The sequence below is a fragment of the Paenibacillus konkukensis genome (assembly GCF_023523925.1).
Classification (GTDB): Bacteria; Bacillota; Bacilli; order Paenibacillales; family NBRC-103111; genus Paenibacillus_S; species Paenibacillus_S doosanensis.
The window spans coordinates 6,912,753-6,935,117 of sequence record NZ_CP027059.1 but is presented as its reverse complement, the minus strand read 5'-3'; the positions used below and the strand labels follow the sequence as shown (position 1 = coordinate 6,935,117).

Below are 22,365 nucleotides of genomic sequence, written 5' to 3'. Positions count from 1 at the left end.
CTGCTCAACCCCTCACCATGGCCAATATGTCAACAGCGCCTTGACGGATCAGCGTATCCGCCAGTTGGCTTCCCAGCTTATCCGGGTCCGTGCCGGTCATTGTTTCCTTAAGCATTTGCTTGCCGTCCGGCGAGCCCACCATCCCGGTCAGCGTAATGACCGGATTGCCGCCTTCGTCGCCGAGGCTGGCGTAAGCGCCGATCGGCACTTGACAGCCGCCGTTCAGCCTGCCGAGGAAGCTCCGTTCCGCCGCTACGGCCAGCGCCGTCGGCTCGTGGTTGAAGTGCTTCAAAAGCTCAAGCACGAACTCGTCGTTGCCGCGGCATTCGACGCACAGCGCTCCTTGCCCGACAGCGGGCAAGCTAAGCTCGGTCGGCAAGTACTCGCTGATGCGGTCCTGCCAGCCGGTCCGGTGCAAGCCGGCGGCCGCGAGCAAAATCGCATCGAAGCCTTCGGATTCGAGCTTCTTCAATCTCGAATCGATATTGCCGCGGATCGACTCGATCTGAAGATCCGCGCGGTAATTTTGCAGCTGGCACGAGCGGCGCAGGCTGCTGGTGCCTACCTTCGCTCCTTGCGGGAGCTCATCCAGCGTCACCCCGCCGCTCGTAATCAAGCAGTCCCGCGGGTCCTCGCGGTGCGGTACGGCGCCGACGACCAGTCCTTCCGGCAGCTCGGCCGGCATATCCTTCATGCTGTGCACGGCCATATCGATCTCGCCGTCGAACAGCGCCTGCTCGATTTCTTTGACGAACAGCCCTTTTCCGCCGACTTTGGATAAGGTGACGTCAAGAATCCGGTCTCCTTTGGTGACGATTTTTTTCAGCTCAAATTCGCACTCGATGCCTAGCTTTTGGCACAGCTCGCGCAGCTGTTCCACAACCTGCCCCGTTTGCGTCAGCGCTAATGCGCTCTGCCTTGTACCTACGACGATTTTTCGCATGCGGTCAGCTCCTCAACTTTGAAATTATTCTATGTACTCCCGAATCGTGCGCCCTATGGCATCCATGCCTTGTGCAGTCGGTTCCAGACCGATCCTCTCCAGCAGCTCCGCCTTAGCCCTTTCGTCGAATCGTCCCGAACGAATCCAGGACAGCAGTTCCCATTCCAGCATTCGCTTGAACAGCTCTTGGCGGCGCTGCGTATCCGGCACGACCGATTGAATCAAGACGCGCAGCTCCTGCAGCAGATCCAGATACTGCTCGTATTCCTCGCCGAATGCCTGCTCCAGCTCCCGCTTCACCTTCTTGGCGACGGCCGGGCTGGCTCCGGCGGTCGACACGGCAATCAGCAGCTTGCCGCGGCGCACCGTCGCGGGGACGATGAACCCGCTCCGTACGGCGTCGTCGGCTACATTAACCAGCTTGCCCTGCTGCTCCGCTTCCAAACGTACCGCCTTATTGACATCCGGCCGGTCGGTAGCGGCAAATATAAGATAAGCGCTCCGAATACACGACATTAACGGCCGGTAAGGCTCCGCTATGAGCCGGAGCTTCCCTTCTTGCTGCCATTGCCTGAGGCGGCTCGTCGCCTCGGGACTTACGACCGTCACCGCGGCCCCAGCTTCCAGCAGCGCCTGCGCTTTGCGCTCCGCTACCGCACCACCGCCTACGATGACGCAAGGCTTGTCCGCTATATTGATCATTAAAGGATAATAGTTCGGTTCTTTCCCGGACACCGGCTTCCCCCGTCCTTCGCGCTTTGCTTCTTGCCAGAGGCCTTACATTACGACCATTGATGGAATGAAGAGTAAAAATTCGCAAAGACAAAATTGAGCGCCATAATAAAGAAGGCGGCCAAATTCCACAGCGCCAGCTTATACCCCGGTGTCTTGAGCAGCAGCCGTTGAAATAAATAAAAAATATAAGCAAGCAGAACAAACCATGAGTTAATCACCTTCGGGTCGAAGAACAGCGTCAAATCATGCTGCAGTGAAATCCAGACGACGCCTAGCGACATGCCGAACAGCAGAAGCGGCGTTCCGATCACTACCGATACGAAGGAATAGTAGTCCGTCTTGTCCAGACTCGGCAGCCGCTGCATCAGCTTGGTCCATTTCTTTTCTTTGAGCTGGCGGTGCAGAAACAAATACATGCCCGAAAACACGGCCGCTACGACGAAAGCGACGTAACTGGCAAGCGAGAAGCTGATATGGATGAACAGCACCTCATCGTTAATGTTCCAGGAAGCGAGCGTCGGCGATACCTTCGGATTGCTGAAAAAATTCAACGCCAGCACGGTAAAGCCGATGACATTGACGATAAAAACAAACAGCTCGATACGAAAAAAACGGTTCACTACGAGCGAGACCGTCACTAAAAGCCAGGATAGCATAAACAGCGTTTCAAACATGGAAAATGCGGTCGAACGGTCATGCCACACTAGGTTAACGACTAGATAGACCGTTTGCAGAATCCAAACAAAAGAAAGCAACCCTGTCCCCATCCGTTTTGCGCTTCGGTTCGGACCGACAAAGTCCGAGAAGTAAAACAGCAGGCTCAGGGCGTATATATATATTGTGGCATCGTACAACCAGCTTTTCGTGACCATGGCACCTCTCCCAACTACGTTTTGGCCAAGGCATCGGCAGGCTTCATGGAAACCTTCGTTAACAGCTCATCCTTCCAACGCTCGTGCGTTTCGCTCAGCTCCTGCTGGCGGGCGGCCTGCTCGGTACGCTCCTGCTCTGCCAATTGCTCTTCCAGCGCGAATATTTTGGTGAAATACTCCAGCGCTTCGTCCCCATGGCGTTCGGCAGCCATTTCTTTAATCCGGTTGACAGGATCGCGCAGCATTTGATTGACGATGCTTTTCGTCAGCTTGCGAATGACCTTCAGCTCCCGCTCGTCCAAATCCGGCAGCTTCTTCAGGAGGCTGTCCATCGTCTCCTCATGAATCGAGCTCGCCTTCGTCTGCAGCGCCTGAATGAGCGGTCTTACACCCAGCGTGCGCGTCCATTGGTCGAATGCGGCCATTTCGTCCACAATCATGTCCTCGATCACCAGCGCGGCCTTGCGGCGTTCCTGCAGATGATTGTTAACGATCGACTGCAAATTGTCGATGTCATACAAAAATACGTTCGGCAGCTCGCCGATGGCCGAATCCAGATCGCGCGGAACGGCGATGTCGATCATAAACAGCGGGCGCGAACGCCGCTTTTGCAGTACGGCCGCTACCTGCTCTTTGGTCAGCACGATATCCGCAGAGCCGGTAGAGCTGATGACGATATCGACTTCTTCCAAATAAACGAGCAGCTTGTCCATGGAGCCCGCCACTCCTTCAAACTTGCCTGCCAGCTCCTGCGCTCGGCTCAAGGTACGGTTGACGACGATGACCTTATCCGCGCCGTTGGCGTACAAATGTTTGACCGTCAGCTCGCTCATCTTCCCGGCCCCGATGATCATCACCTTCTTGTGATCGTAGCTGCCGAAGATCCGTTTGCCCAGCTCGACCGCCGCGTAGCTGACGGAGACGGGGTTTTCTCCGATCCCGGTCTCCGTATGCGCGCGCTTGGCGAGCGTAACCGACTGCTTGAACAGCGTGTTAAACAGAATGCCCGTCGTCTTGCACTGCTGCGCCAGCAAAAAGGCGTCGCGGATTTGGCCTAAAATTTGCGTTTCCCCGATAACCATCGAATCCAGACCGCTGGTAACCCGGAATAAATGCTCGATCGCTTTTTCATTCTCGTAAATGTACAAGTGCTTATTGAATTCCTCGCGCGGTACGCCGAACCATTTCTCGATAAATCCGCGCAGGTAATGGCCGCACAAATGTTCCCGATCGACAACCACATATAACTCCGTACGGTTACAGGTGCCCACTATGACACATTCCATGATGCTTTTCGTCTCTTTGAGCTCGCTCAGCGCCACTTCAAGATCTCCGTCGGCAAAAGTAAATTTTTCGCGGATCGAAACCGGCGCCGTACGATAATTCAAGCCCGCCACAACGATATGCATGGGTGTCCACCTGCCTTCCTCTTCGTAATCTAGAAACCATTATAGCATATATTGCCGATGGCTCCGACAAATTTTTTGTATAATATGTGAAAGCGGCCCTGCGCAAACCGACACTATTTCCCTTATTTTCTGCTTTTTCTCGCGGCTTTATACGGACATTTGCCAAAAGTGGCAGCGGATTATTGCAGCAGCTTTTTGCGCAGCAGCTCGACGATCGCTTTGTCGTCTTTTTGCAGCCTTTGGTTTTGCGAGGAGACGATCTCGTCGCGGGATGACAGCAGCTTACCGTAAGCGTCGTACAGATCATCGAACAGCTTGCGGGCATCCGTCAGCGTCTGCGCTTCATCGGCCTTCAGCGGCCTCTGTCCGCCGATTTGCAAACGGATCACATATTGCATAAGCTGAGACAGTCCGCCAAGCGGGCTCAGCTCCGATTCGCCGAAGGCGAGCACCAGATGCTGGTGGGTGAAATCGGCGGTATAAATCGCCTGTCTGAGCGGACTCAGCCCCTCCGTATCCTGCACCTTCTCTATGTCGTGCAAATAACTGCTGAGCAGTTCCATCTGGAACAGCGAGACCTGATACAGCAGCTTGCCCGCATCCTGCTTCTCGGAGCGGCTCCCTATCATTGCCGTGATTTGATAGAGCGGCCACACAATAAGCACAGCGACGATCAAATATAATGTAAGCTTCCGTTTCCATCTCATATGTAATCCCCCCGTCGGCTGACATACAAGCTTTACTTGTTCATTGTATGGGGGGATCTTAAAACAAATAACCACGGATTACTCCGCGGTTATCTTTTCTCATAGCGAGTTTATTATTTTGTCAATGAAACCTGCTGGATATCCGGCGTTTCAACTTGCAGTTCACCCATACCACGAACCAATTTCTTGGCATGGATCGTCTCCGGTTTTAGCACGGAAACCATGTAATCAATAGCGAGCGCGGGATCTACCGTTTCGCCACATGTATAGCAATCCAATGCGGCAAAACCTTTCTCAGGATACGTATGAATGGAGAGATGACTTTCCGACAATAATACTAGCACCGTGGCACCTTGTGGTTCAAACTGTTTGGATTGTACCGACATCACTGTCGCTCCGCATGCCTCTGCAGCTTCCACCATTTGCGCTTGTAACCATTCTGCATTGTTGAGAAGATCAAAATCGACTCCCCAAGTATCAACAGCAACGTGTCTTCCGAAAGTAGAATATTCCACTTTTCGGTCCCCCTTCCTAGGAATAAAATGTTTGAAAATTTCATCCGCTAGGACCTACGTCATTCACTTCTCGAGGGAATAATCTCTCGCAACATTCAATGTCCTGAGTGAATCCTGGTTCCTATTTTGTTTTCAACGAAAATAAAAATAACATCTATTCGGCAGAAAAGCAATACTTTTTTTTGCCATTTGCCTATTTTCTTTGCTCCGACTCGCACATTGACTAAGATATGTCATAGACTCGTCTCAGGTGTACGGAAAAAGCACCGTTTTGGCGCGAAAAACAAAAAAACTTTCCCGGAAATGGCCCGGGAAAGTCAGAATCTTATATAATTACGCTTCAAGTACGAACAATCGATGCGTCAACTGGTATAAACGATCGTCGATTTGTTCGCGTACGGCAGGGTCCCCCATGTCGTTTCTCAAATCGAGCATTTGATTGATCTGAATTTTAATAGATTGAATTTCTTGTTCCACTCCATCCTTGCGGAACAGGCGCTCAAGCATGCCGGCCGTGTCCTTGTATTCGTAAATCACTCGGTCCGACTGACCTTTGCGTTCTACAATTTTGACGACGGAGCCGTGCTCATACTCGTAAATCATCGTATACGTTTCGTAAATGCGATGAACGGTTGCGCTTCCTTTGAACGTGGAAACGGCTTTTCTCATGGTATTAACCAGATTCTTGTCCGTAATACTGCAGGTACCGCGGCAAACATACGTGTTCATTTCGCGTTCGAACGGCAGGACGATTTCTTTCCCCGATTCGTTATCGAGCAGTACCAGCTCCTGATTCCCGTTTTCAAGCACTTTGACCTGTAAGGAGGCTTGATGATCGACAAACAGCTGAATAAACATGGCCATCTCGGCTTCCGTTAACTGTAGGCAGGTTTTGACGTATTGGGTCGCTAACCTCTTTGCCATAAAAATCCCTCGATTCTTTGTTTTCGAAACATAAAGCCAATCAATATTCTCTTGTTCTATATACATTATACTACATAAATATTTAATATTCCTGCCGCCAATCCAGCTAATTTCGTTAAAATTCAGAAAAAACTGCTTTCTGACCGGAACGATTCCACTTTTTCATATAAATCCCTCTGTTTCCCTTGGCAGTTTATACATTTCCCTTGCCGGCGAGCCGACGGCAAAAACCTGACGGAGCATTCACCGTCAGGTTCTTATGACATACTATATTACCCGCTTGCAGTCCGAATTTAAGGCGCCGGGGACATTGCCGATCACGATCAACCTTCCTCGGATTTTTCAGCCGGCTCTATTGTACCGGCAAACGCCTCTCCCTCTGCGGCCGGCTCCTCCGCCGTCTGATCGGCTCCCCAGCCGATCTGCTGCTCGATCAGCTGCCACAAATCGTCCTTGCCGACTCCAAGCTCGGAGGAAAACAGCACGAGCCTGTCGCTCTTCTCCATTTGCAGCGTTTCCTTAACGATCTTCACATGCTTCTGCCATTGTCCTTTGGAAATTTTATCAGCCTTGGTCGTCACGACGCAAAACGGCACGCCGTTATGCTTCAGCCAAGCGAACATCGCCTGGTCGTCCTTGGACGGAGGATGGCGCAGATCGATAACAAGCAGCACGAGCTTCAGATATTCTCTATGCAGCAAATACTCCTCGATAAATTTGCCCCAAATCTCCCGTTTGGACTTGGATACTTGTGCATAGCCGTAACCCGGCAAATCGACGAAAAATAAGTCCTGATTAATTTTATAATAATTCAACTGCTGGGTTTTACCGGGCTTGGAGCTTGTCCTCGCCAAGTTTTTGCGCTGGATCATCCGATTGATCAGTGAAGACTTCCCCACATTCGAACGCCCTGCCAGAGCAATCTCCGGCAAGGCGTCTGGAGGATACTGACTCGGACCAACCGCGCTGATAATAAATTCAGCTTGATTGACCTTCATAATCGCTGTCACTCTTCCTTAACTATAGAGGCCGCAGCCTCCTATTTATACCCCGACGGGTTTGACCAACGCATGCTCAAGCACTTCGTCCATGTGAGACACCGGAATAAAGGTGAGCTCGCGGCGTACGCTTTCGGGGATTTCGTCAATATCTTTCTCATTGTCCTTAGGAATAATCACTTTGCGAATGCCTGCGCGATGTGCGGCAAGGCTCTTCTCCTTGAGTCCGCCGATCGGCAGCACGCGGCCGCGCAGCGTAATCTCCCCCGTCATCGCTACCTCGCGGGATACCGGAATGTTCGTCAGCGCGGAGATCAGCGCCGTTGCCATCGTAATACCCGCAGAAGGTCCGTCCTTCGGAATTGCGCCTTCCGGAATGTGGATATGAATATCCACCTTTTCATGAAAATCTGGAGCTATTTGCAGCTGCTCGACTCGCGAGCGCGTATAGCTGAATGCAGCCTGCGCGGATTCCTTCATCACGTCGCCCAGCTTGCCCGTAAGCGTCAGCTTGCCGCCTCCCGGCATGACGGTTACTTCGATGACCAGCGTATCGCCGCCGACCTCGGTCCACGCAAGGCCGGTCACCGCGCCGATCTGATCGAACTCCTCGGCGACGCCGAAGCGGAATTTCGGTGGCCCGAGGAACTCCTTGATACTATCAAAGTCGACATGAACGGTATTGCTTTCCCCGGAAACGACCTGTTTGGCCGCTTTCCGGCACACTGCGGATATTTGCTGCTCCAGATTCCGTACTCCCGCTTCCCTCGTATACTCGCGGATAATGCGCATCAGCGCCTGATCCTCAATTACGAGCTGATCCTCCTGCAAGCCGTGATCCTTTTGCTGCTTCGGCAGCAAATAATTGCGTCCGATATGCAGCTTCTCGATCTCGGTGTAGCCCGGAATATACAGCACTTCCATCCGGTCCAGCAGCGGTCGCGGAATATTGTGCACCACATTCGCCGTCGTCACGAACATGACGTTCGACAGATCGAACGGAACCTCGATATAGTGATCGCTGAACGTGCTGTTTTGCTCGGGATCGAGCACTTCGAGCAGCGCCGAGGCAGGGTCGCCGCGGAAGTCCATCGCCATTTTATCGATCTCGTCGAGCAGGAATACCGGATTCGATGAACCGGCGTTTTTCATCCCTTGAATAATCCTGCCGGGCATTGCCCCGACATACGTGCGCCGATGGCCGCGTATTTCCGCCTCGTCGCGCACGCCGCCGAGCGAGATGCGGATGAATTCCCGCTTCAGAGAGCGGGCGATCGAACGGGCGATCGAGGTTTTGCCGACCCCCGGAGGCCCTACAAGGCAAAGAATCGGCCCCTTCATCTTCTTGACCAGCTGCTGCACCGCCAAATATTCGAGCACGCGCTCTTTCGGCTTTTCGAGACCGTAATGATCCTCGTTCAATATTTCTTCGGCGCGGTTAATGTCGAGGTCATCCTCCGTAAAGGTAGACCACGGCAAGCCGAGCAGCCAATCGATGTAGTTGCGGATGACGCCGCCTTCGGCGGAGGTCGCCGGCATTTTCTCCAGGCGGTCGATCTCCTTCTCGATCTTCTCCTTCACCTTCTCCGGCACTTCGGTCTCCGCCAGCTGCGCCCGCAGCTCCTCGACTTCGCCGGCGCGGCCTTCCTTATCGCCCAGCTCCTTCTGGATCGCCTTCATCTGCTCGCGAAGATAGTATTCCTTCTGGGTCTTCTCCATTTGCTTCTTGACGCGCTGGCTAATCTTGCGCTCCAGCTCCAGCACTTCGCGCTCGTTATTCAAAATGCTGAGCAGCTTCTCCAGCCGGTCCTTCACGTCAATCGTCTCAAGAATTTCCTGTTTGTCTTTAATCTTTAAGGATAAATGACTGCAAATCACGTCGGCCAGCCGCCCCGGCTCATCGATGTCGGACACGGCGGCCAGCGTCTCCGGCGTTACTTTTTTAGACAGATTGATATAATGCTCGAACTGGCTCAGTACGGTGCGCATAAGCGCATCGATCTCCGGGTCGGAGTTTTCCTGCTCGGGAAGCTCCTTCACCTGAACCTCGTAATACTCTTCGTTGGCCAGAAATTCGTTAATTTCCGCCCGTACGACCCCCTCGACAAGCACTCTTATCGTTCCGTTGGGAAGCTTCAACATTTGCCTTACTTTAGCAATCGTTCCGATGCGATATATATCTTCCGTGGTAGGTTCTTCAATGTTGACTTCCGATTGCGAGCAAAGAAGTATCATGCTGTCGTCCACCATCGACTTTTCCAGTGCTCTGACTGACTTTTCTCTGCCGACGTCCAAATGCAGCACCATGCTCGGATATACGAGCAAGCCGCGCAAAGGAAGCAAGGGCAAACGCCGCACCTTCGATTTGTTCGGTCCCATCCTGGAGCACCTCCTAAAGAACTTTGCTTCAGCAAAGTTGACTTTCGCAAGCACAGCTCGTCATAGCGATTCTTGCTTAGCCAGCATTACCCATTGCTGTAGTTAACATTTTAGCAAAATTGATATGAAAACACCAATCGGCATGTCAACTTTTATCGCACCGCAAAAAAAGAAGAGCTGAAGGATAGTATGTCACTCCAGCCCATCGGCATGCAATACCGTTACAGAAGGGGGCGCCAGCAAATCCTGCTGCATTCCCGGATTCTCGGCCTGTACGGACAGCTCGATCCCGAGCGCATGATGCAGCACCTCTTCTACCGATTCCACCGGGATCACTTCGAGTCCGTTTAGCCCGGCGAAAATTTCCTGCCAGTTTTCCTTCGGTATGATCACCTTGGTCGCTCCCGCCTGGAACGCGGCCTCCACCTTGGCGACAACGCCGCCGACCGGCTTCACTTTGCCGTGAATGCCGACTTCCCCCGTCATGGCGATATGGTTATCGACTGGAATTTGCTTAATGGCCGAAGCGATTGCCGTCGCCATCGAAACTCCAGCCGAAGGTCCGTCAATCGGCGTACCGCCCGGAAAGTTAATGTGCAAATCGTAATTATAAGGATTGATCCCCAGTCTGCGCAGAACGGTGAATACATTTTCGACCGAACCGCGCGCCATGCTCTTGCGGCGAATCGTCCGGGCGCCGCCTCCCATCTCTTCCTCGTCGACGACCCCGGTGATCGTGAAATGGCCCGTTCCCGGCTGGACGACGGGGATCGCGGTAACTTCGATCTCCAGCAGCGTGCCCAGATTCGGTCCGTAGACGGCAAGTCCGTTCACAAACCCGATCTCCGGCTTCAAGCCGATTTTGCGTTCCGGTCTCGGAGGAATTTGCGAGCTGTTGACGACCCATTCGACGTCGGACACCGAAATTTCCTTTCGCCCGTCCGTAAGCGCCATTCCGGTGGCCAATTGCACGATATTGACCGCTTCCCGTCCGTTGGTCGCATGTCTTTTCACTACGTCGATCGCCGCCGCATTATCCGGAAAGCCGATTTTCTTCAATGCGTTATCGGCGATTTGGCCGATTTCATCCGGGAGCAGCGGGCGGAAATAAATTTCCATACAGCGCGAGCGGATCGCCGGCGGCAGCTCATGCGGACTGCGCGTCGTCGCCCCTACCAGACGGAAATCGGCAGGCAGGCCATGCTGGAAAATATCATGAATATATCCTGGAATGTTCATATCCTCGGAATTGTAATATGCGCTCTCCAAAAACACTTTGCGGTCCTCAAGCACCTTTAATAATTTATTCATTTGATGCGGATGTAATTCGCCGATTTCGTCAATAAACAGAATCCCGCCGTGAGCCTTCGTTACCGCTCCGGCCTTCGGCTGCGGAATGCCCGCCACACCCATTGCGCCAGCCCCTTGATAGATCGGATCGTGCACCGAGCCGATCAGAGGGTCGGCGATTCCTCGTTCATCGAAGCGCGCCGTCGTGGCGTCCACCTCGGTAAACTTGGCGTCCTGGCGAAACGGCGAATCGGCGTTTTTCTTTGCTTCTTCCAGCACGACGCGAGCCGCGGCGGTTTTGCCGACGCCCGGAGGGCCGTAGACGATTACATGCTGCGGATTGGCTCCGCACAGCGCCGCCTTCAGCGCGCGCAAACCTTCCTTTTGCCCGACGATATCGCCCATCGTGGACGGTCTCGTTTTCTCGGCAAGCGGTTTATTTAAAGAAATGGAGCGCAGCTTCCTCAGCTTCTCCAGCTCTTTCTTGGATTCTTTATCTACAGCGCTGCGGTTCGATTGCTGATTGCGCAGCAAGTTCCAAAAGTACATACCGATAACTACGGCAAAAAACAGTTGGATAATCATCAAAATAACACTGATATTCATTAGGTACCCCTCCTAATCGTTTTTTAACCGGCAAAAAATTCTTCATACGTTGTCGGTTTATGTTAACGCCGGCGCTTGCGAAGAAATGGTTTCGCTTGACACGAGCAGATGTTTCGCATACTTGGTAGTATTCCCCTGTTAAGGGCGGGTTAATCCGCACTTGAGAAAGTTTTCTGGGTAGTATGAGATGGGCTCGCTTGAGAAAGATAATGAAGATGTGTTTTAGATCTTTTTATCGTTATTAAGGAGTGGGAACCTATGCGGCGTCTTTTCATCGGAGTTTGCTTGTTTTCCGCCATGTTATTTATACCGCCCCAGACGCTTGAAGCCAATCCGAATCCGTCTCCCGTCAGCGAAAATCCGATCGTAACGGATGTCGACGTATTGATCGACGTGGGTCATGGAGGGGTGGACAGCGGCACGACTTACGGGGAATTGCTCGAAAAGGACATCAATCTGCAAATGGCCAAACTGACGTATCAGGCTCTTCGTAAAAAAGGCTATAACGTTCTGGTCAACCGGGTGGACGATTACGCTCTGAGCGGCGAAAACCGCTGGTTTCGCTCCCGTTCCCGACATCTCAAAGATTTGGCTCAGCGCAGCCATCTTGCCAACGAAATTCACCCGCGCGCCGTCATTAGCCTGCATGTCAACTGGGCCGCGCGAAGCAGCAAAACGGGCCCCATCGTCCTCCATCAAAAGTCGGATGAAAGCAAACGGTTAGCCCATTGCCTCCAGTCTTCGCTGAATCAGCTGTATGGTACGAACGAAGAGATGGTGTACGGAAAAACCTTTTATTTGCTCAAACATGTGCAAGTGCCCGCCGTCATTGTGGAAATGGGCTTTATCTCCAATGATCGGGACCGGACGCAGATGACCCAGCCGAAAAAACAGCGGAAATTGGCTGAATCCATTGCCGCAGGCGTCATTCAGTTTCTGGAGCATCCTGCGGAGCACTAAGCATCCTTGGCGCATTGTATAGAAGCGGCAGTCGGCCCGAGAATCCCTGCCGTGCCGCTCTTTCATTGCACAAACAGCCGGTCCTATTGGACCAGCTGAGATACTTTCACAAATTGGGCTCTTTGCTGCAGCGAAGGAACGGACTCTTTAAGAACGGACGCGGTGTACTTGCCGGGAGGGCCGACATGGCCGATAACGACAGTGGTATCGTGGCCGTCCACATATTTTTGCACTTTCAAAGCTTGCTTCGCAATATGGTCGCGCGTGTATACATCGTCCATAAAAATATTATTTTCCAATGTCCTCACGCCCACTTCTTTGGCGGTCTGCTGAACGACGCTTTTGGAAGTGGTCTTGCTGTCCAAATAAAACAGATGCTTCTCTTTGCACACTTCCAATACAATACGCATGACCCGCGGATCGGCGGTCACTTTGGAGCCCATATGATTGTTGATTCCAACGGCAAAAGGGACTTCCTCAATCGCCGCCAGCATTCTTCGCCGAATCTCGTCGTCGGACAAATCCGTTGTAATTGCCCCAGGACCAAGCCAACTCTTCTTCCCCTTTACCGGCTCCATCGGCATATGGAGCAGCACGTCATGCCCCAGCTGATGCGCCCACTCCGCATCCCGCTTGGTCGTCGGCAGAAACGGCATCACCGCCACTGTAAAAGGAATCGGCAGCTCCATCATTTCCTTCGTGCCCGCCATGTCGTTGCCCATATCGTCAATGACGACGGCAATTTTTTTCTGGACTGCCGCCGGGGGAGACCCTTCAGCCGGCTCACCTTCCGCTCGGATCGCCCCGTTCGGTCCAAGCAGCAAACAAATCGCCATAAAATACATAACAATCCACTTCACAGTTGCATTCATGTTTTCGTTTCCTCCTGAGTATTAATGAAGCTTTTTCCTACGTACGACAACTACAACTACATGCTCCCCTTGTTATTTGTAAGCTGCGGTAAACTTATGCATCATTTGGAAAAACGAAATGCAAAAACGAATCCCTCCAACCACCGATCGGTTGAAATCCGGGGAGAACAAATCCCCTAAAAGTGACGTGATGCTCAGAAGCTTATTCCGTCCGCATCCAGCCTAAGCTGGATCGGCGTCTAATCATTCCACCTGGATCGTTCTATGGGTAGACTTTCCTTTCGGGGGAGCCCCCCGGATATCCACAGGATATTGCCTTGCCGCGCATCATTTCCTAAACAACAAAAAAGCAACGCCTCCTGAAATGGAAGCATTGCTTTTTTAACATTGCTATGTTTAAGCGTTTTGCGCCGTATGATGCTTTCTGCCCGGAATTTCCCCGGTTCTTTCATAATGCTCGACGATCGTATCGATCTCGCGCTTCAGCTCCGCCAGCAGATTGGCTTCAGGAACTTTACGGATCATTTCTCCATAACGGAACAGCAGTCCTTCGCCACGGGCTCCGGCAATGCCGATATCGGCTTCCCTTGCTTCGCCCGGTCCGTTAACGGCGCAGCCGAGCACCGACACTTTAATAGGCACTTTGATTTTGGAAATGTATTCCTCTACCTCGTTGGCGATGGAGAACAAATCGATGTCGAGACGGCCGCAAGTCGGGCAAGAAACCAACGTAGCGGCATTCGTGATCAATCCGAACGTTTTCAGCAGCTCGCGAGCCACTTTGATTTCTTCTACCGGATCGGCGCTGAGCGAAATACGCAGCGTCGAACCAAGGCCCATGCTAAGCAGCGCCCCGATTCCCGCCGAACTTTTGACCGTTCCGGAAAACAACGTTCCGGCTTCGGTAATGCCAAGATGAAGCGGATAACGAAACGCTTCGGCCGCTTTCGTGTATGCAGCGATCGCCATCGGCACGTCGGATGCCTTCAGCGAAACGATAATATCGCGGAAATCAAGCTCTTCCAAAATATTGATATGATACAGGGCGCTCTCCACCATCGCTTCGGGAGTCGGATAACCGTACTTCTCCAACAGATGGTTTTCCAGCGAACCGGCATTAACCCCAATGCGAATCGGAATCCCGCGCTCTTTGCATGCCTTCACTACCGCTTCTACCTTCTCGCGGCGCCCGATATTGCCGGGATTAATACGCACCTTATCGATTCCGTTCTCGATGGCCATCAGCGCCAGACGGTAGTCAAAGTGAATATCGGCAACAAGAGGAATTTTGATTTGTTTCTTGATATCTTTAATAGCTTCGGCGGCTTCCTTATTGTTGACGGTCACACGGACCAACTGGCAGCCGGCTTCTTCAAGACGGTGGATTTCGGCAACGGTCGCTTTTACGTCGGCGGTCTTGGTCGTACACATGCTTTGCATAATGACTTCGTTGCTTCCGCCGATCGTCAGGTCCCCCACTTTAACGGGGACGGTTTCCGTTCTGTGAAACATGTAGCGATCTCTCCCATGATACCAAACATCCTCCGCTCCGAAACGCCGCCTGCCCAGGCTTCGTCACGGATTGGAGGAACGTAGTGGTTAATGAATGACTAAATCGAAAGCCTCAAGTCTCCGGCAATCTGATCGCAATCAGAATCGCGGCCGGCTCTTAAGCGCTCTCTTCTTTTTTCTTCACGGCGTTGTCGCCGCTGGCCGTAATTTCCGGCGCGATCTTCGCTTGAATGACATCTTTGGTCACGACGCAAGTAGAGTTTTCTGTCCGCGAAGGAGCCTCGTACATGACATCCAGCATAACGCTCTCGATGATCGCTCTTAAGCCGCGGGCACCGGTATTGCGCTTGATCGCTTCGCGCGCGATTTCTTCGAGCGCTTCCGCGTTGAACTCAAGGTTTACGTTATCCATCTCAAGCATTTTTTGATATTGCTTGACAAGGGCGTTTTTCGGCTCGGTCAAAATGCGAACCAAAGCGGCCTCATCCAGCGGCTCCAGGGTCGAAATAACCGGCAAGCGGCCTACGAACTCGGGAATCAGACCGAATTTAAGCAAGTCCTCAGGCAATACCATCGACAAATATTCTCCCGGCTTCAAGTCGGCCTTATGTCCGTCCGTACCGAAACCGATCACCTTTTTACCTATTCTGCGCTTAATGATTTGCTCCAGACCGTCAAAGGCTCCGCCGCAAATAAACAGAATGTTGGTTGTGTCGATCTGGATAAATTCTTGATGCGGATGCTTGCGTCCTCCTTGCGGAGGAACGGAAGCGACCGTACCTTCCAAAATCTTCAGCAACGCTTGCTGTACGCCTTCCCCGGATACGTCGCGGGTAATGGACGGATTCTCGGATTTGCGCGCTACTTTATCGATCTCGTCGATATAAATGATGCCGCGCTCGGCTTTCTCCACATCGTAATCGGCGGCCTGAATAAGCTTCAGCAAAATGTTCTCTACGTCTTCGCCCACATAGCCGGCTTCCGTCAAAGAAGTAGCGTCGGCAATAGCGAAAGGCACGTTGAGGATTTTGGCGAGCGTTTGCGCAAGCAGCGTTTTACCGCTGCCCGTAGGCCCGAGCAGCACGATATTCGATTTTTGCAGCTCCACTTCTTCTAGCTTGCTTTGCTGCGAATTGATCCGCTTATAATGGTTGTAAACGGCGACGGACAGCGATTTTTTCGCTTGGTCTTGACCGATTACGTATTGGTCCAATATAGCGCGGATTTCCTTCGGCTTCGGAACATCCTTGAGGTCGAGCTCCTCTTCATGCCCCAATTCTTCCTCAACGATTTCGGTACAGAGTTCGATACATTCGTCGCATATATAGACGCCAGGTCCTGCAACCAGCTTGCGAACCTGCTCTTGGGATTTGCCGCAGAACGAGCACTTCAGCTGTCCTTTTTCATCGTTAAATTTAAACATGGGATCACTCCTTATCCATTCAATTCGTTACGAGTGATAACCGCATCGATAAGCCCGTATTCCTTGGCTTCTTCAGCGCTCATGAAATTGTCGCGGTCCGTATCCCGCTCGATTTTCTCCAGCGGTTGTCCGGTGCGTTCCACATAAATTTGATTCAGCTTTTGCTTGGTTTTAATAATCCAATCCGCATGAATCTTAATGTCGGAAGCCTGGCCTCTCACGCCGCCCAAAGGCTGATGGATCATCACTTCGCTGTTCGGAAGGGCAAAGCGTTTGCCTTTTGCGCCCGCAGTGAGCAGCAAGGAACCCATGCTTGCCGCCATTCCGACGCAAATGGTGGAAACGTCGGGCTTAATGAACTGCATCGTATCGTATATCCCCATTCCAGCGGTCACCGAACCGCCCGGAGAGTTGATGTATAGAGAAATATCTTTCTCGGAATCCTGCGCGGACAAGAACAGCAGCTGCGCAATGACGAGGTTGGCAACATCATCGTCAATGGCACTGCCGATAAAGATAATGCGGTCCTTCAATAGGCGGGAATAAATGTCGTACGAGCGCTCCCCGCGTCCTTCTTGCTCAACAACCATAGGTATCAGACCCATTGTTCCAACCCCTTTGCTCCAAAGTGACTTGCAAAATACATTGTAACACGTTTAAAAGCATTTCGCTAATTCCCCCCGCCTGCCCGCTCAAGCCATTGGGGAAGCGAGCGCCTTGGGCGCCGGAAAGCAGCGTCCTTCATGCGTCATACGCATGATGGTAAAGAAAACCTCTATGTATTTTCGGCCTTGCGATATGTAGTTTGAAGCAGCCCGCTGCCGGCTTGCGATCCGCCTTCACTTCCCTCAGCCTTAAACGGCAGGGTCGGATCCGGACGCTTGGCGTTTGCTGTCTATCGCCGACGCAAAGCGTGTCCAACTACAGCTGGACGCTAGATCAAGCCGAACTTTAAAAGCCTGCACGGCTGCGGAGCAACCGGCGCCTATAGAGAAAGGCACGCATAGGGACACGTGCCTTTACTACTTATGAGGTACGGGAATCGCTTATTTGCTGTTAGCCAGCAAGAAATCCACCGTTTTCTTCACTACAAGATCATGGCTCAGATCGGCCAGACTGCCGTTAGCCGCCAAAATCGCGCGGAGTTCTTCCGCAGAGCGTTGGTACATTTTCGCCATATTTTCCAGTTCGGCGTTAACTTCCTCTTCGGAGGCTTCGATGTTCTCGGCTTTAGCAACAGCTTCAAGCACAAGATTGTTCAGGACGCGCTTCTCGGCGTCACCTTGCATTTGCTCTTTCAGCGTGTCTTGGCTTTGGCCTGTGAACTGGAAGTACAATTCAAGGTTCATACCTTGAGTGCGCAAACGGTTTTCAAATTCCTTCACCATTTGCTCCGTTTCGTTCTCGATCATGACAGGAGGAATTTCAACTTTTGCCGCGGCCGCTACTTTTTCGACAACTTCCGCTTCTTTTTTGCGTTGAATTTCGCTTTCCTTGCGCTCTTTCAATTTGCTTTCCAAATCTTGCTTGTATTCTTCCAGCGTTTCGAATTCGCTCACGTCTTTAGCAAACTCGTCGTCCAGCGCAGGCAAGTTTTTGCGTTTGATTTCGTGCAAATGAATTTTGAAAACGGCTTCTTTGCCTTTCAGTTCTTCGGAGTGGTAGTTTTCAGGGAAAGTAACGGTAACGTCTTTGTCCTCTCCGATATTTACGCCAACCACTTGCTCCTCGAAACCGGGGATGAAGCTGCCGGAGCCAAGCTCAAGGGAATACTTTTCGGCTTTGCCGCCTTCGAAAGGAACTCCGTCGACGGATCCTTCGAAATCGATGGAAACGACGTCGCCGTCTTGCGCTGCGCCTTCTTCAACCGGCACCAGCTCGGCATGACGTTTTTGCAGTCTTTCCAGTTCTTCGTTTACTTCCTCCGGAGTTACTTCAGCGCTTTGCGCTTCCAGCTCGATGCCTTTGTATTCGCCAAGCTCGACTTCAGGCTTTACGATGACTTTCGCTTTGAATTTCAACGTTTGGCCTTTGCCGAATTGCTCAACGTCCACTTCAGGACGATCGACAGGAGTAATGCCGGTTTCTGTTACCGCTTCAATGTAAGCTTCAGGCACAACGATATCAAGAGCTTCTTGATACAGGCTTTCAACGCCAAATTTAGCTTCAAAGATAGGACGAGGAACTTTCCCTTTGCGGAAGCCCGGAACATTTACTTTGCTGACAACTTTTTTGAATGCTTTGTCCAGTGCGGCGGCCACCTGTTCCGCTTCCACTTCAACGTCAAGAACTCCTACGTTCTTCTCTATTTTTTCCCAGCTTGCTTTCATTTTATGCTTTCCCCTCCAAAAATTATCCATCGCAATTTTCACGTTCTGACGAATGAAGGCCCGAATGCTTGTCCCCGATCGTCAATATAACCATTCTATTATAACATATACCCTCCGCATTTCAAGTTTCGGTTCGCCGAAAATAATTCAATCCGCCAATTTGCCGGAAAATACGGCCGCCGCAAACTGCTGCATGACGCGATAGGCCTGCTCCCATTGAAACACGAGATCGTTCGTTACGCCATACAGCTCAAATATTTCATCCTTGTCGCCGCTGTCGAACAGCCGCTCCAGCAGCACCAGATGCAGCGCTGCGGCCCAGGCGTCCACACTGTCCCGCTCCATTCTCAGCAGCTGCCGGTACTGCGCCGTACCGTACACATAGGCGAGAAACTCATTCCACGTCTCCTGCGCAAAATAAGCGAGCGCCGGATGATTGGTATGGCTCATTTCCTGAATACGATCCCTGATTTCGTTAATATGCGACGGAAACTGATCGAAATCTGCCGGCGTCTCTTCGACATCCGCAAGCACGATTTCGCCATTTTTCGCAAAGCGGACCGTGCCCGTCATCCCTCTGAGCTTGAGGGTCTGCAGCGTTTTGTATTGAATCAGCGGATGCAGCTCTTCCGAAGAGAGCCAACGGCTGAGCCTGCCGTTAATGTCGGGATGCTCCAGGTATGCAAGCTGATCCAGCGCCAGCAGCTGATTGTCCACCGAATCGGCGCTCGTCAGCCGCTCCAGCAGCCGGAGCGCATAGCCGCTGTCCTCGCGTTCCCTCTCGGCCATACGCTCGCGGAACAAATCGGCCTCGGTCAGCTCGGGCTCGTCCTCTCCTGCTTCCGCAGGCAGCGCGGAGTCTGGAAACATTGTCTGCAGCCACTGCAGCAGTGCTTGCCATTCTTCCCGGACGCGCTCCTCGCGGCTTTGACAGGCAAGCAAAAAACGGAGCAGCTGGATCGCTTCCCCGTATCGTTCCGTCTCCAGCATCCGCGTCAATTCAAACTGGTAAAACTCAACGGTCTTTGGGAATAATATGACGTTATCACTTAATTTATCGGTCAAAAGCGCACCACCTAACTGACTTCCGGGCAAAAACCTCGGGCTCGAATTCATCGCCTTCGCCTGCTCCCATCATTGCTCGGCAGACGTTTTTCTCATGAAAGTCAGTTTACCCCATTCATGCCAATAAATCAAAACCGGCGAATGAAGCCTTCCGGCTGTCAACAAAAAAACAAGCGAAAGGAGATTTCCTTCCGCTAATGCAGGAGCAAAGCCGCGCCCTAGTAAATCTTCATCGCCGCCTGGATCAGCTTGGCTTTAATGTTAGGATCTTGATCGATGAAAGCATACATGCGGTCTACCGCGTCCTTGTTCTGCAAGTAATCCTTTTCGTTTTGAATCTCTTGATGCGACCATTCAAGCAGCACTTTCTCGGCGGCGCCAAGCTCGTTTAGAGCGGTATGCAATCCCGTCTGCTCGATCAGCTCTTCCAGCTTCTCTTGATTCACAACGCCAAGCAGTTGAACGGTTGCCAGCTTATTTTGAAAAGCCTCGTTCACTTTCTCAAAGTGCTCTTTGGCCTCTTTGTATTGGGTTTGTGGCTTGGATAGTTTGGTTTTCTTCATAACGTATGACCACCTCTTCTTCTTGATCGGTTCGGTCGGCTTTGCAGCTTTCCGGCAACATTGCGATAAATCGTTCTTAGCCCGATATCCGTTAGCACCGCATCGGCCATATTGGCCAAGAAGATAAACAGAAGCGTCGCTTGTGAACCTCTTCTTCCCTTCCCAACCGCCATATGGTTAGAGTGGGACAATCGCTCTTGTTCTATTCATCCTTACGCGGACTTGTATTGGACCGCTAACGCATAGTGTAAACGGTATTTCGATTTTTGTCTATCTTTTCCTACAGGCATGGACAGACATTTTCTCCCGAGACAAAGCATAGCCTTTAACATCATCCTACCAAATGTCGACACGCTTGTCCCTGCTTCAGAAACAAACTATCGAGAGAGGAATGAAGGCCATGTGCGGAATAACGGGGTGGATTGATTGGCAAAAAGACTTAACCCAGTATCCGTCCGTCCTGGGATGCATGACAGATAAGCTGACGGACCGGGGTCCGGACGCCTCGGGCACTTGGATCACTCAGCATTGCGCGCTCGGCCACAGGCGGCTGAGCGTCATGGACCCCGAGAACGGGGCGCAGCCGATGATCCGTAAAGTCGGCGAAAACACCTTCACCATCGTCTATAACGGCGAGCTGTACAACGCTCCTGAGCTCAAAAAAGAGCTGGAGCTGCGGGGCCACGCCTTCCGGACGACATGCGACACGGAGGTGCTGCTCGTCTCGTTTATCGAATGGGGGCGCGCCTGCGTCGACAAGCTGAACGGCATTTTCGCGTTTGCCGTATGGGACTCGCTCGAACAGACGCTATTTCTCGTGCGCGACCGGCTGGGAGTAAAGCCCTTCTTCTATTCTTATTCGAACGGGCGTCTGCTGTTTGGGTCCGAGCCGAAGGCGATTCTTGCCCATCCCGACTTTCCGGCGCAAATCAGCGGCGACGGGCTGGCTGAAATATTCGCCGTCGGACCGGCACGCACGCCCGGGCACGGCGTCTACCGGGACATGTCCGAGCTGAAGCCCGGCCATTGCATGACGGTCGACCGCAGCGGAATGCAAATCCGCGCGTACTGGAAGCTCGAAAGCAAGCCCCATGAGGACGATGTGGAGGCGACCGCCGAGCGCATACAAGAGCTGCTCAAGGATACCGTCATCCGCCAGCTGGCTTCGGACGTTCCCATCTGCACTTTATTGTCTGGCGGGCTCGACTCCAGCGCGCTGACGGCCTTCGCCGCCAACTATTATAAGGAAACCGGTGCGGGCACAATTCACACTTATTCCATCGATTATGTCGATAACGATAAGCATTTCAAGGCCAATGCGTTCCAGCCGAATTCCGATGCGCCATGGATCAAACGAATGACCGAGTTTCTGGGCAGCCAGCATCATTTCATCGAATTCGACACCCCCGAGCTCGTCGAAGCGCTGAAGACCGCCGTATACGCCCGCGACCTCCCCGGCATGGCCGATGTCGACGGCTCCTTGTATTTATTTTGCCGCGAAATCAAGAAGGATGCGACGGTCGCGGTCTCGGGAGAAGCGGCCGATGAAATTTTCGGAGGCTATCCGTGGTTTCACCGCGACGAGGCGCTGAACGCCGGAACCTTCCCCTGGTCCCTGGCTTTGAAAGACCGGGTGAATCTGCTGTCTCCGGATTTTGTCCAATGGGTGAAGCCGGAGCAGTACGTACAGGAACGATACCGCCAAGCGTTATCTGAAGTGCCCCGGCTGGCGGGAGAAGACCAGCAGCAAAACCGGATGCGCGAAATGTCCTATCTGAACATCACCCGCTTCATGCCGACGCTGCTCGACCGCAAGGATCGGATGAGCATGGCGGTGGGGCTGGAGGTTCGCGTTCCGTTCTGCGATCATCGTCTGGTAGAATATGTGTGGAACATTCCATGGGAAATCAAAACGTCGGGCGACAGGGAGAAGGGCATTCTCCGCAGAGCGCTGCGCGGCGTGCTGCCGGAAGACGTGCTGACCCGTAAAAAAAGCCCGTACCCGAAAACGCATAACCCGAATTACCTGGCCGCGGTGAAAAAATGGGTGCTTGAAATTTTGGACGATTCCTCGTCCCCGCTCCTGCAGTTCATCGACGCGGCCAAAATTCGCACCTTGGCCGAAGGGGACGCCGCGCAGTTTAACCTGCCCTGGTTCGGCCAGCTGATGACCGGACCGCAAATGTTCGCCTACCTCATTCAAGTCGACACTTGGCTGCGCCATTATAAAGTGTCGGTTCGGTAAGAGCGGTCCGCAGCGCG

At 52.5% G+C, this 22,365-nt stretch carries 19 protein-coding genes; 2 read left to right on the top strand and 17 right to left on the bottom strand.

Annotated elements, in window-relative coordinates; all coding sequences use genetic code 11:
- Positions 1–4: 4 nt before the first annotated feature.
- The 10 genes from hemC to lonB form a co-directional block, all read right to left on the bottom strand.
- Complete coding sequence (gene hemC / locus SK3146_RS30100; protein ID WP_249862238.1) at positions 5–943, bottom strand: hydroxymethylbilane synthase; 939 nt, start codon at positions 941–943, stop codon at positions 5–7.
- A 24-nt stretch (positions 944–967) separates the two neighbouring features.
- A complete protein-coding gene (locus tag SK3146_RS30095) occupies positions 968–1,645 on the bottom strand; it encodes a precorrin-2 dehydrogenase/sirohydrochlorin ferrochelatase family protein (RefSeq protein WP_249862237.1) in 678 nt (225 codons plus the stop codon).
- An 80-nt stretch (positions 1,646–1,725) separates the two neighbouring features.
- Positions 1,726–2,550, bottom strand: coding sequence for a cytochrome C assembly family protein (locus tag SK3146_RS30090; RefSeq protein WP_249862236.1), 825 nt, complete (start codon positions 2,548–2,550; stop codon positions 1,726–1,728).
- A 14-nt stretch (positions 2,551–2,564) separates the two neighbouring features.
- Positions 2,565–3,959, bottom strand: coding sequence for a glutamyl-tRNA reductase (hemA, locus tag SK3146_RS30085; RefSeq protein ID WP_249862235.1), 1,395 nt, complete (start codon positions 3,957–3,959; stop codon positions 2,565–2,567).
- Between the two features lie 179 nt (positions 3,960–4,138).
- A complete protein-coding gene (locus tag SK3146_RS30080) occupies positions 4,139–4,666 on the bottom strand; it encodes an S-adenosylmethionine decarboxylase (RefSeq protein ID WP_249862234.1) in 528 nt (175 codons plus the stop codon).
- 113 nt (positions 4,667–4,779) lie between these two features.
- Positions 4,780–5,181, bottom strand: a complete 402-nt coding sequence (speD, locus tag SK3146_RS30075; protein WP_249862233.1) for an adenosylmethionine decarboxylase — start codon at positions 5,179–5,181, stop codon at positions 4,780–4,782.
- Positions 5,182–5,514: 333 nt separating this feature from the next.
- Positions 5,515–6,105, bottom strand: a complete 591-nt coding sequence (locus SK3146_RS30070) for a non-ribosomal peptide synthetase module (RefSeq protein WP_249862232.1) — start codon at positions 6,103–6,105, stop codon at positions 5,515–5,517.
- A gap of 323 nt (positions 6,106–6,428) precedes the next feature.
- On the bottom strand, positions 6,429–7,103 hold the full coding sequence (yihA, locus tag SK3146_RS30065) for a ribosome biogenesis GTP-binding protein YihA/YsxC (protein WP_249862231.1): 675 nt from the start codon (positions 7,101–7,103) through the stop codon (positions 6,429–6,431).
- Positions 7,104–7,148: 45 nt separating this feature from the next.
- The gene (gene lon / locus SK3146_RS30060) at positions 7,149–9,482 is read right to left on the bottom strand and encodes an endopeptidase La (protein WP_249862230.1); all 2,334 of its coding nucleotides are present in this window, start codon (positions 9,480–9,482) and stop codon (positions 7,149–7,151) included.
- Positions 9,483–9,674: 192 nt separating this feature from the next.
- Positions 9,675–11,378 carry an ATP-dependent protease LonB gene (gene lonB / locus SK3146_RS30055; protein ID WP_249862229.1) on the bottom strand — a complete coding sequence of 568 codons (1,704 nt, stop codon included), beginning with the start codon at positions 11,376–11,378 and terminating at the stop codon, positions 9,675–9,677.
- Positions 11,379–11,675: 297 nt separating this feature from the next.
- Between lonB and SK3146_RS30050 the strand changes: the two genes are divergently transcribed.
- The gene (locus SK3146_RS30050; RefSeq protein WP_249862228.1) at positions 11,676–12,338 is read left to right on the top strand and encodes an N-acetylmuramoyl-L-alanine amidase family protein; all 663 of its coding nucleotides are present in this window, start codon (positions 11,676–11,678) and stop codon (positions 12,336–12,338) included.
- 83 nt (positions 12,339–12,421) lie between these two features.
- Here SK3146_RS30050 and SK3146_RS30045 read toward each other — a convergent pair whose 3' ends face one another.
- The 7 genes from SK3146_RS30045 to SK3146_RS30015 all read right to left on the bottom strand — a co-directional run bounded on the left by SK3146_RS30045 (position 12,422) and on the right by SK3146_RS30015 (position 20,103).
- On the bottom strand, positions 12,422–13,210 hold the full coding sequence (locus SK3146_RS30045) for a divergent polysaccharide deacetylase family protein (protein WP_249862227.1): 789 nt from the start codon (positions 13,208–13,210) through the stop codon (positions 12,422–12,424).
- A gap of 396 nt (positions 13,211–13,606) precedes the next feature.
- Positions 13,607–14,722, bottom strand: a complete 1,116-nt coding sequence (gene ispG / locus SK3146_RS30040; protein ID WP_249862226.1) for a flavodoxin-dependent (E)-4-hydroxy-3-methylbut-2-enyl-diphosphate synthase — start codon at positions 14,720–14,722, stop codon at positions 13,607–13,609.
- Between the two features lie 157 nt (positions 14,723–14,879).
- Positions 14,880–16,145 (bottom strand): ATP-dependent protease ATP-binding subunit ClpX, encoded by a 1,266-nt coding sequence (gene clpX, locus SK3146_RS30035; RefSeq protein ID WP_249862225.1) that lies wholly within the window; start codon positions 16,143–16,145, stop codon positions 14,880–14,882.
- Positions 16,146–16,156: 11 nt separating this feature from the next.
- Positions 16,157–16,750, bottom strand: a complete 594-nt coding sequence (gene clpP, locus SK3146_RS30030) for an ATP-dependent Clp endopeptidase proteolytic subunit ClpP (protein WP_239627635.1) — start codon at positions 16,748–16,750, stop codon at positions 16,157–16,159.
- 441 nt (positions 16,751–17,191) lie between these two features.
- Positions 17,192–18,475, bottom strand: a complete 1,284-nt coding sequence (gene tig / locus SK3146_RS30025) for a trigger factor (protein WP_249866488.1) — start codon at positions 18,473–18,475, stop codon at positions 17,192–17,194.
- A gap of 147 nt (positions 18,476–18,622) precedes the next feature.
- Positions 18,623–19,540, bottom strand: a complete 918-nt coding sequence (locus SK3146_RS30020; protein ID WP_249862224.1) for a hypothetical protein — start codon at positions 19,538–19,540, stop codon at positions 18,623–18,625.
- A 218-nt stretch (positions 19,541–19,758) separates the two neighbouring features.
- The gene (locus SK3146_RS30015; protein WP_249862223.1) at positions 19,759–20,103 is read right to left on the bottom strand and encodes a hypothetical protein; all 345 of its coding nucleotides are present in this window, start codon (positions 20,101–20,103) and stop codon (positions 19,759–19,761) included.
- Between the two features lie 400 nt (positions 20,104–20,503).
- Between SK3146_RS30015 and asnB the strand changes: the two genes are divergently transcribed.
- Positions 20,504–22,348: an asparagine synthase (glutamine-hydrolyzing) gene (gene asnB / locus SK3146_RS30010; protein ID WP_249862222.1), complete on the top strand. Its 1,845-nt coding sequence runs from the start codon at positions 20,504–20,506 to the stop codon at positions 22,346–22,348.
- Positions 22,349–22,365: the final 17 nt, after the last annotated feature.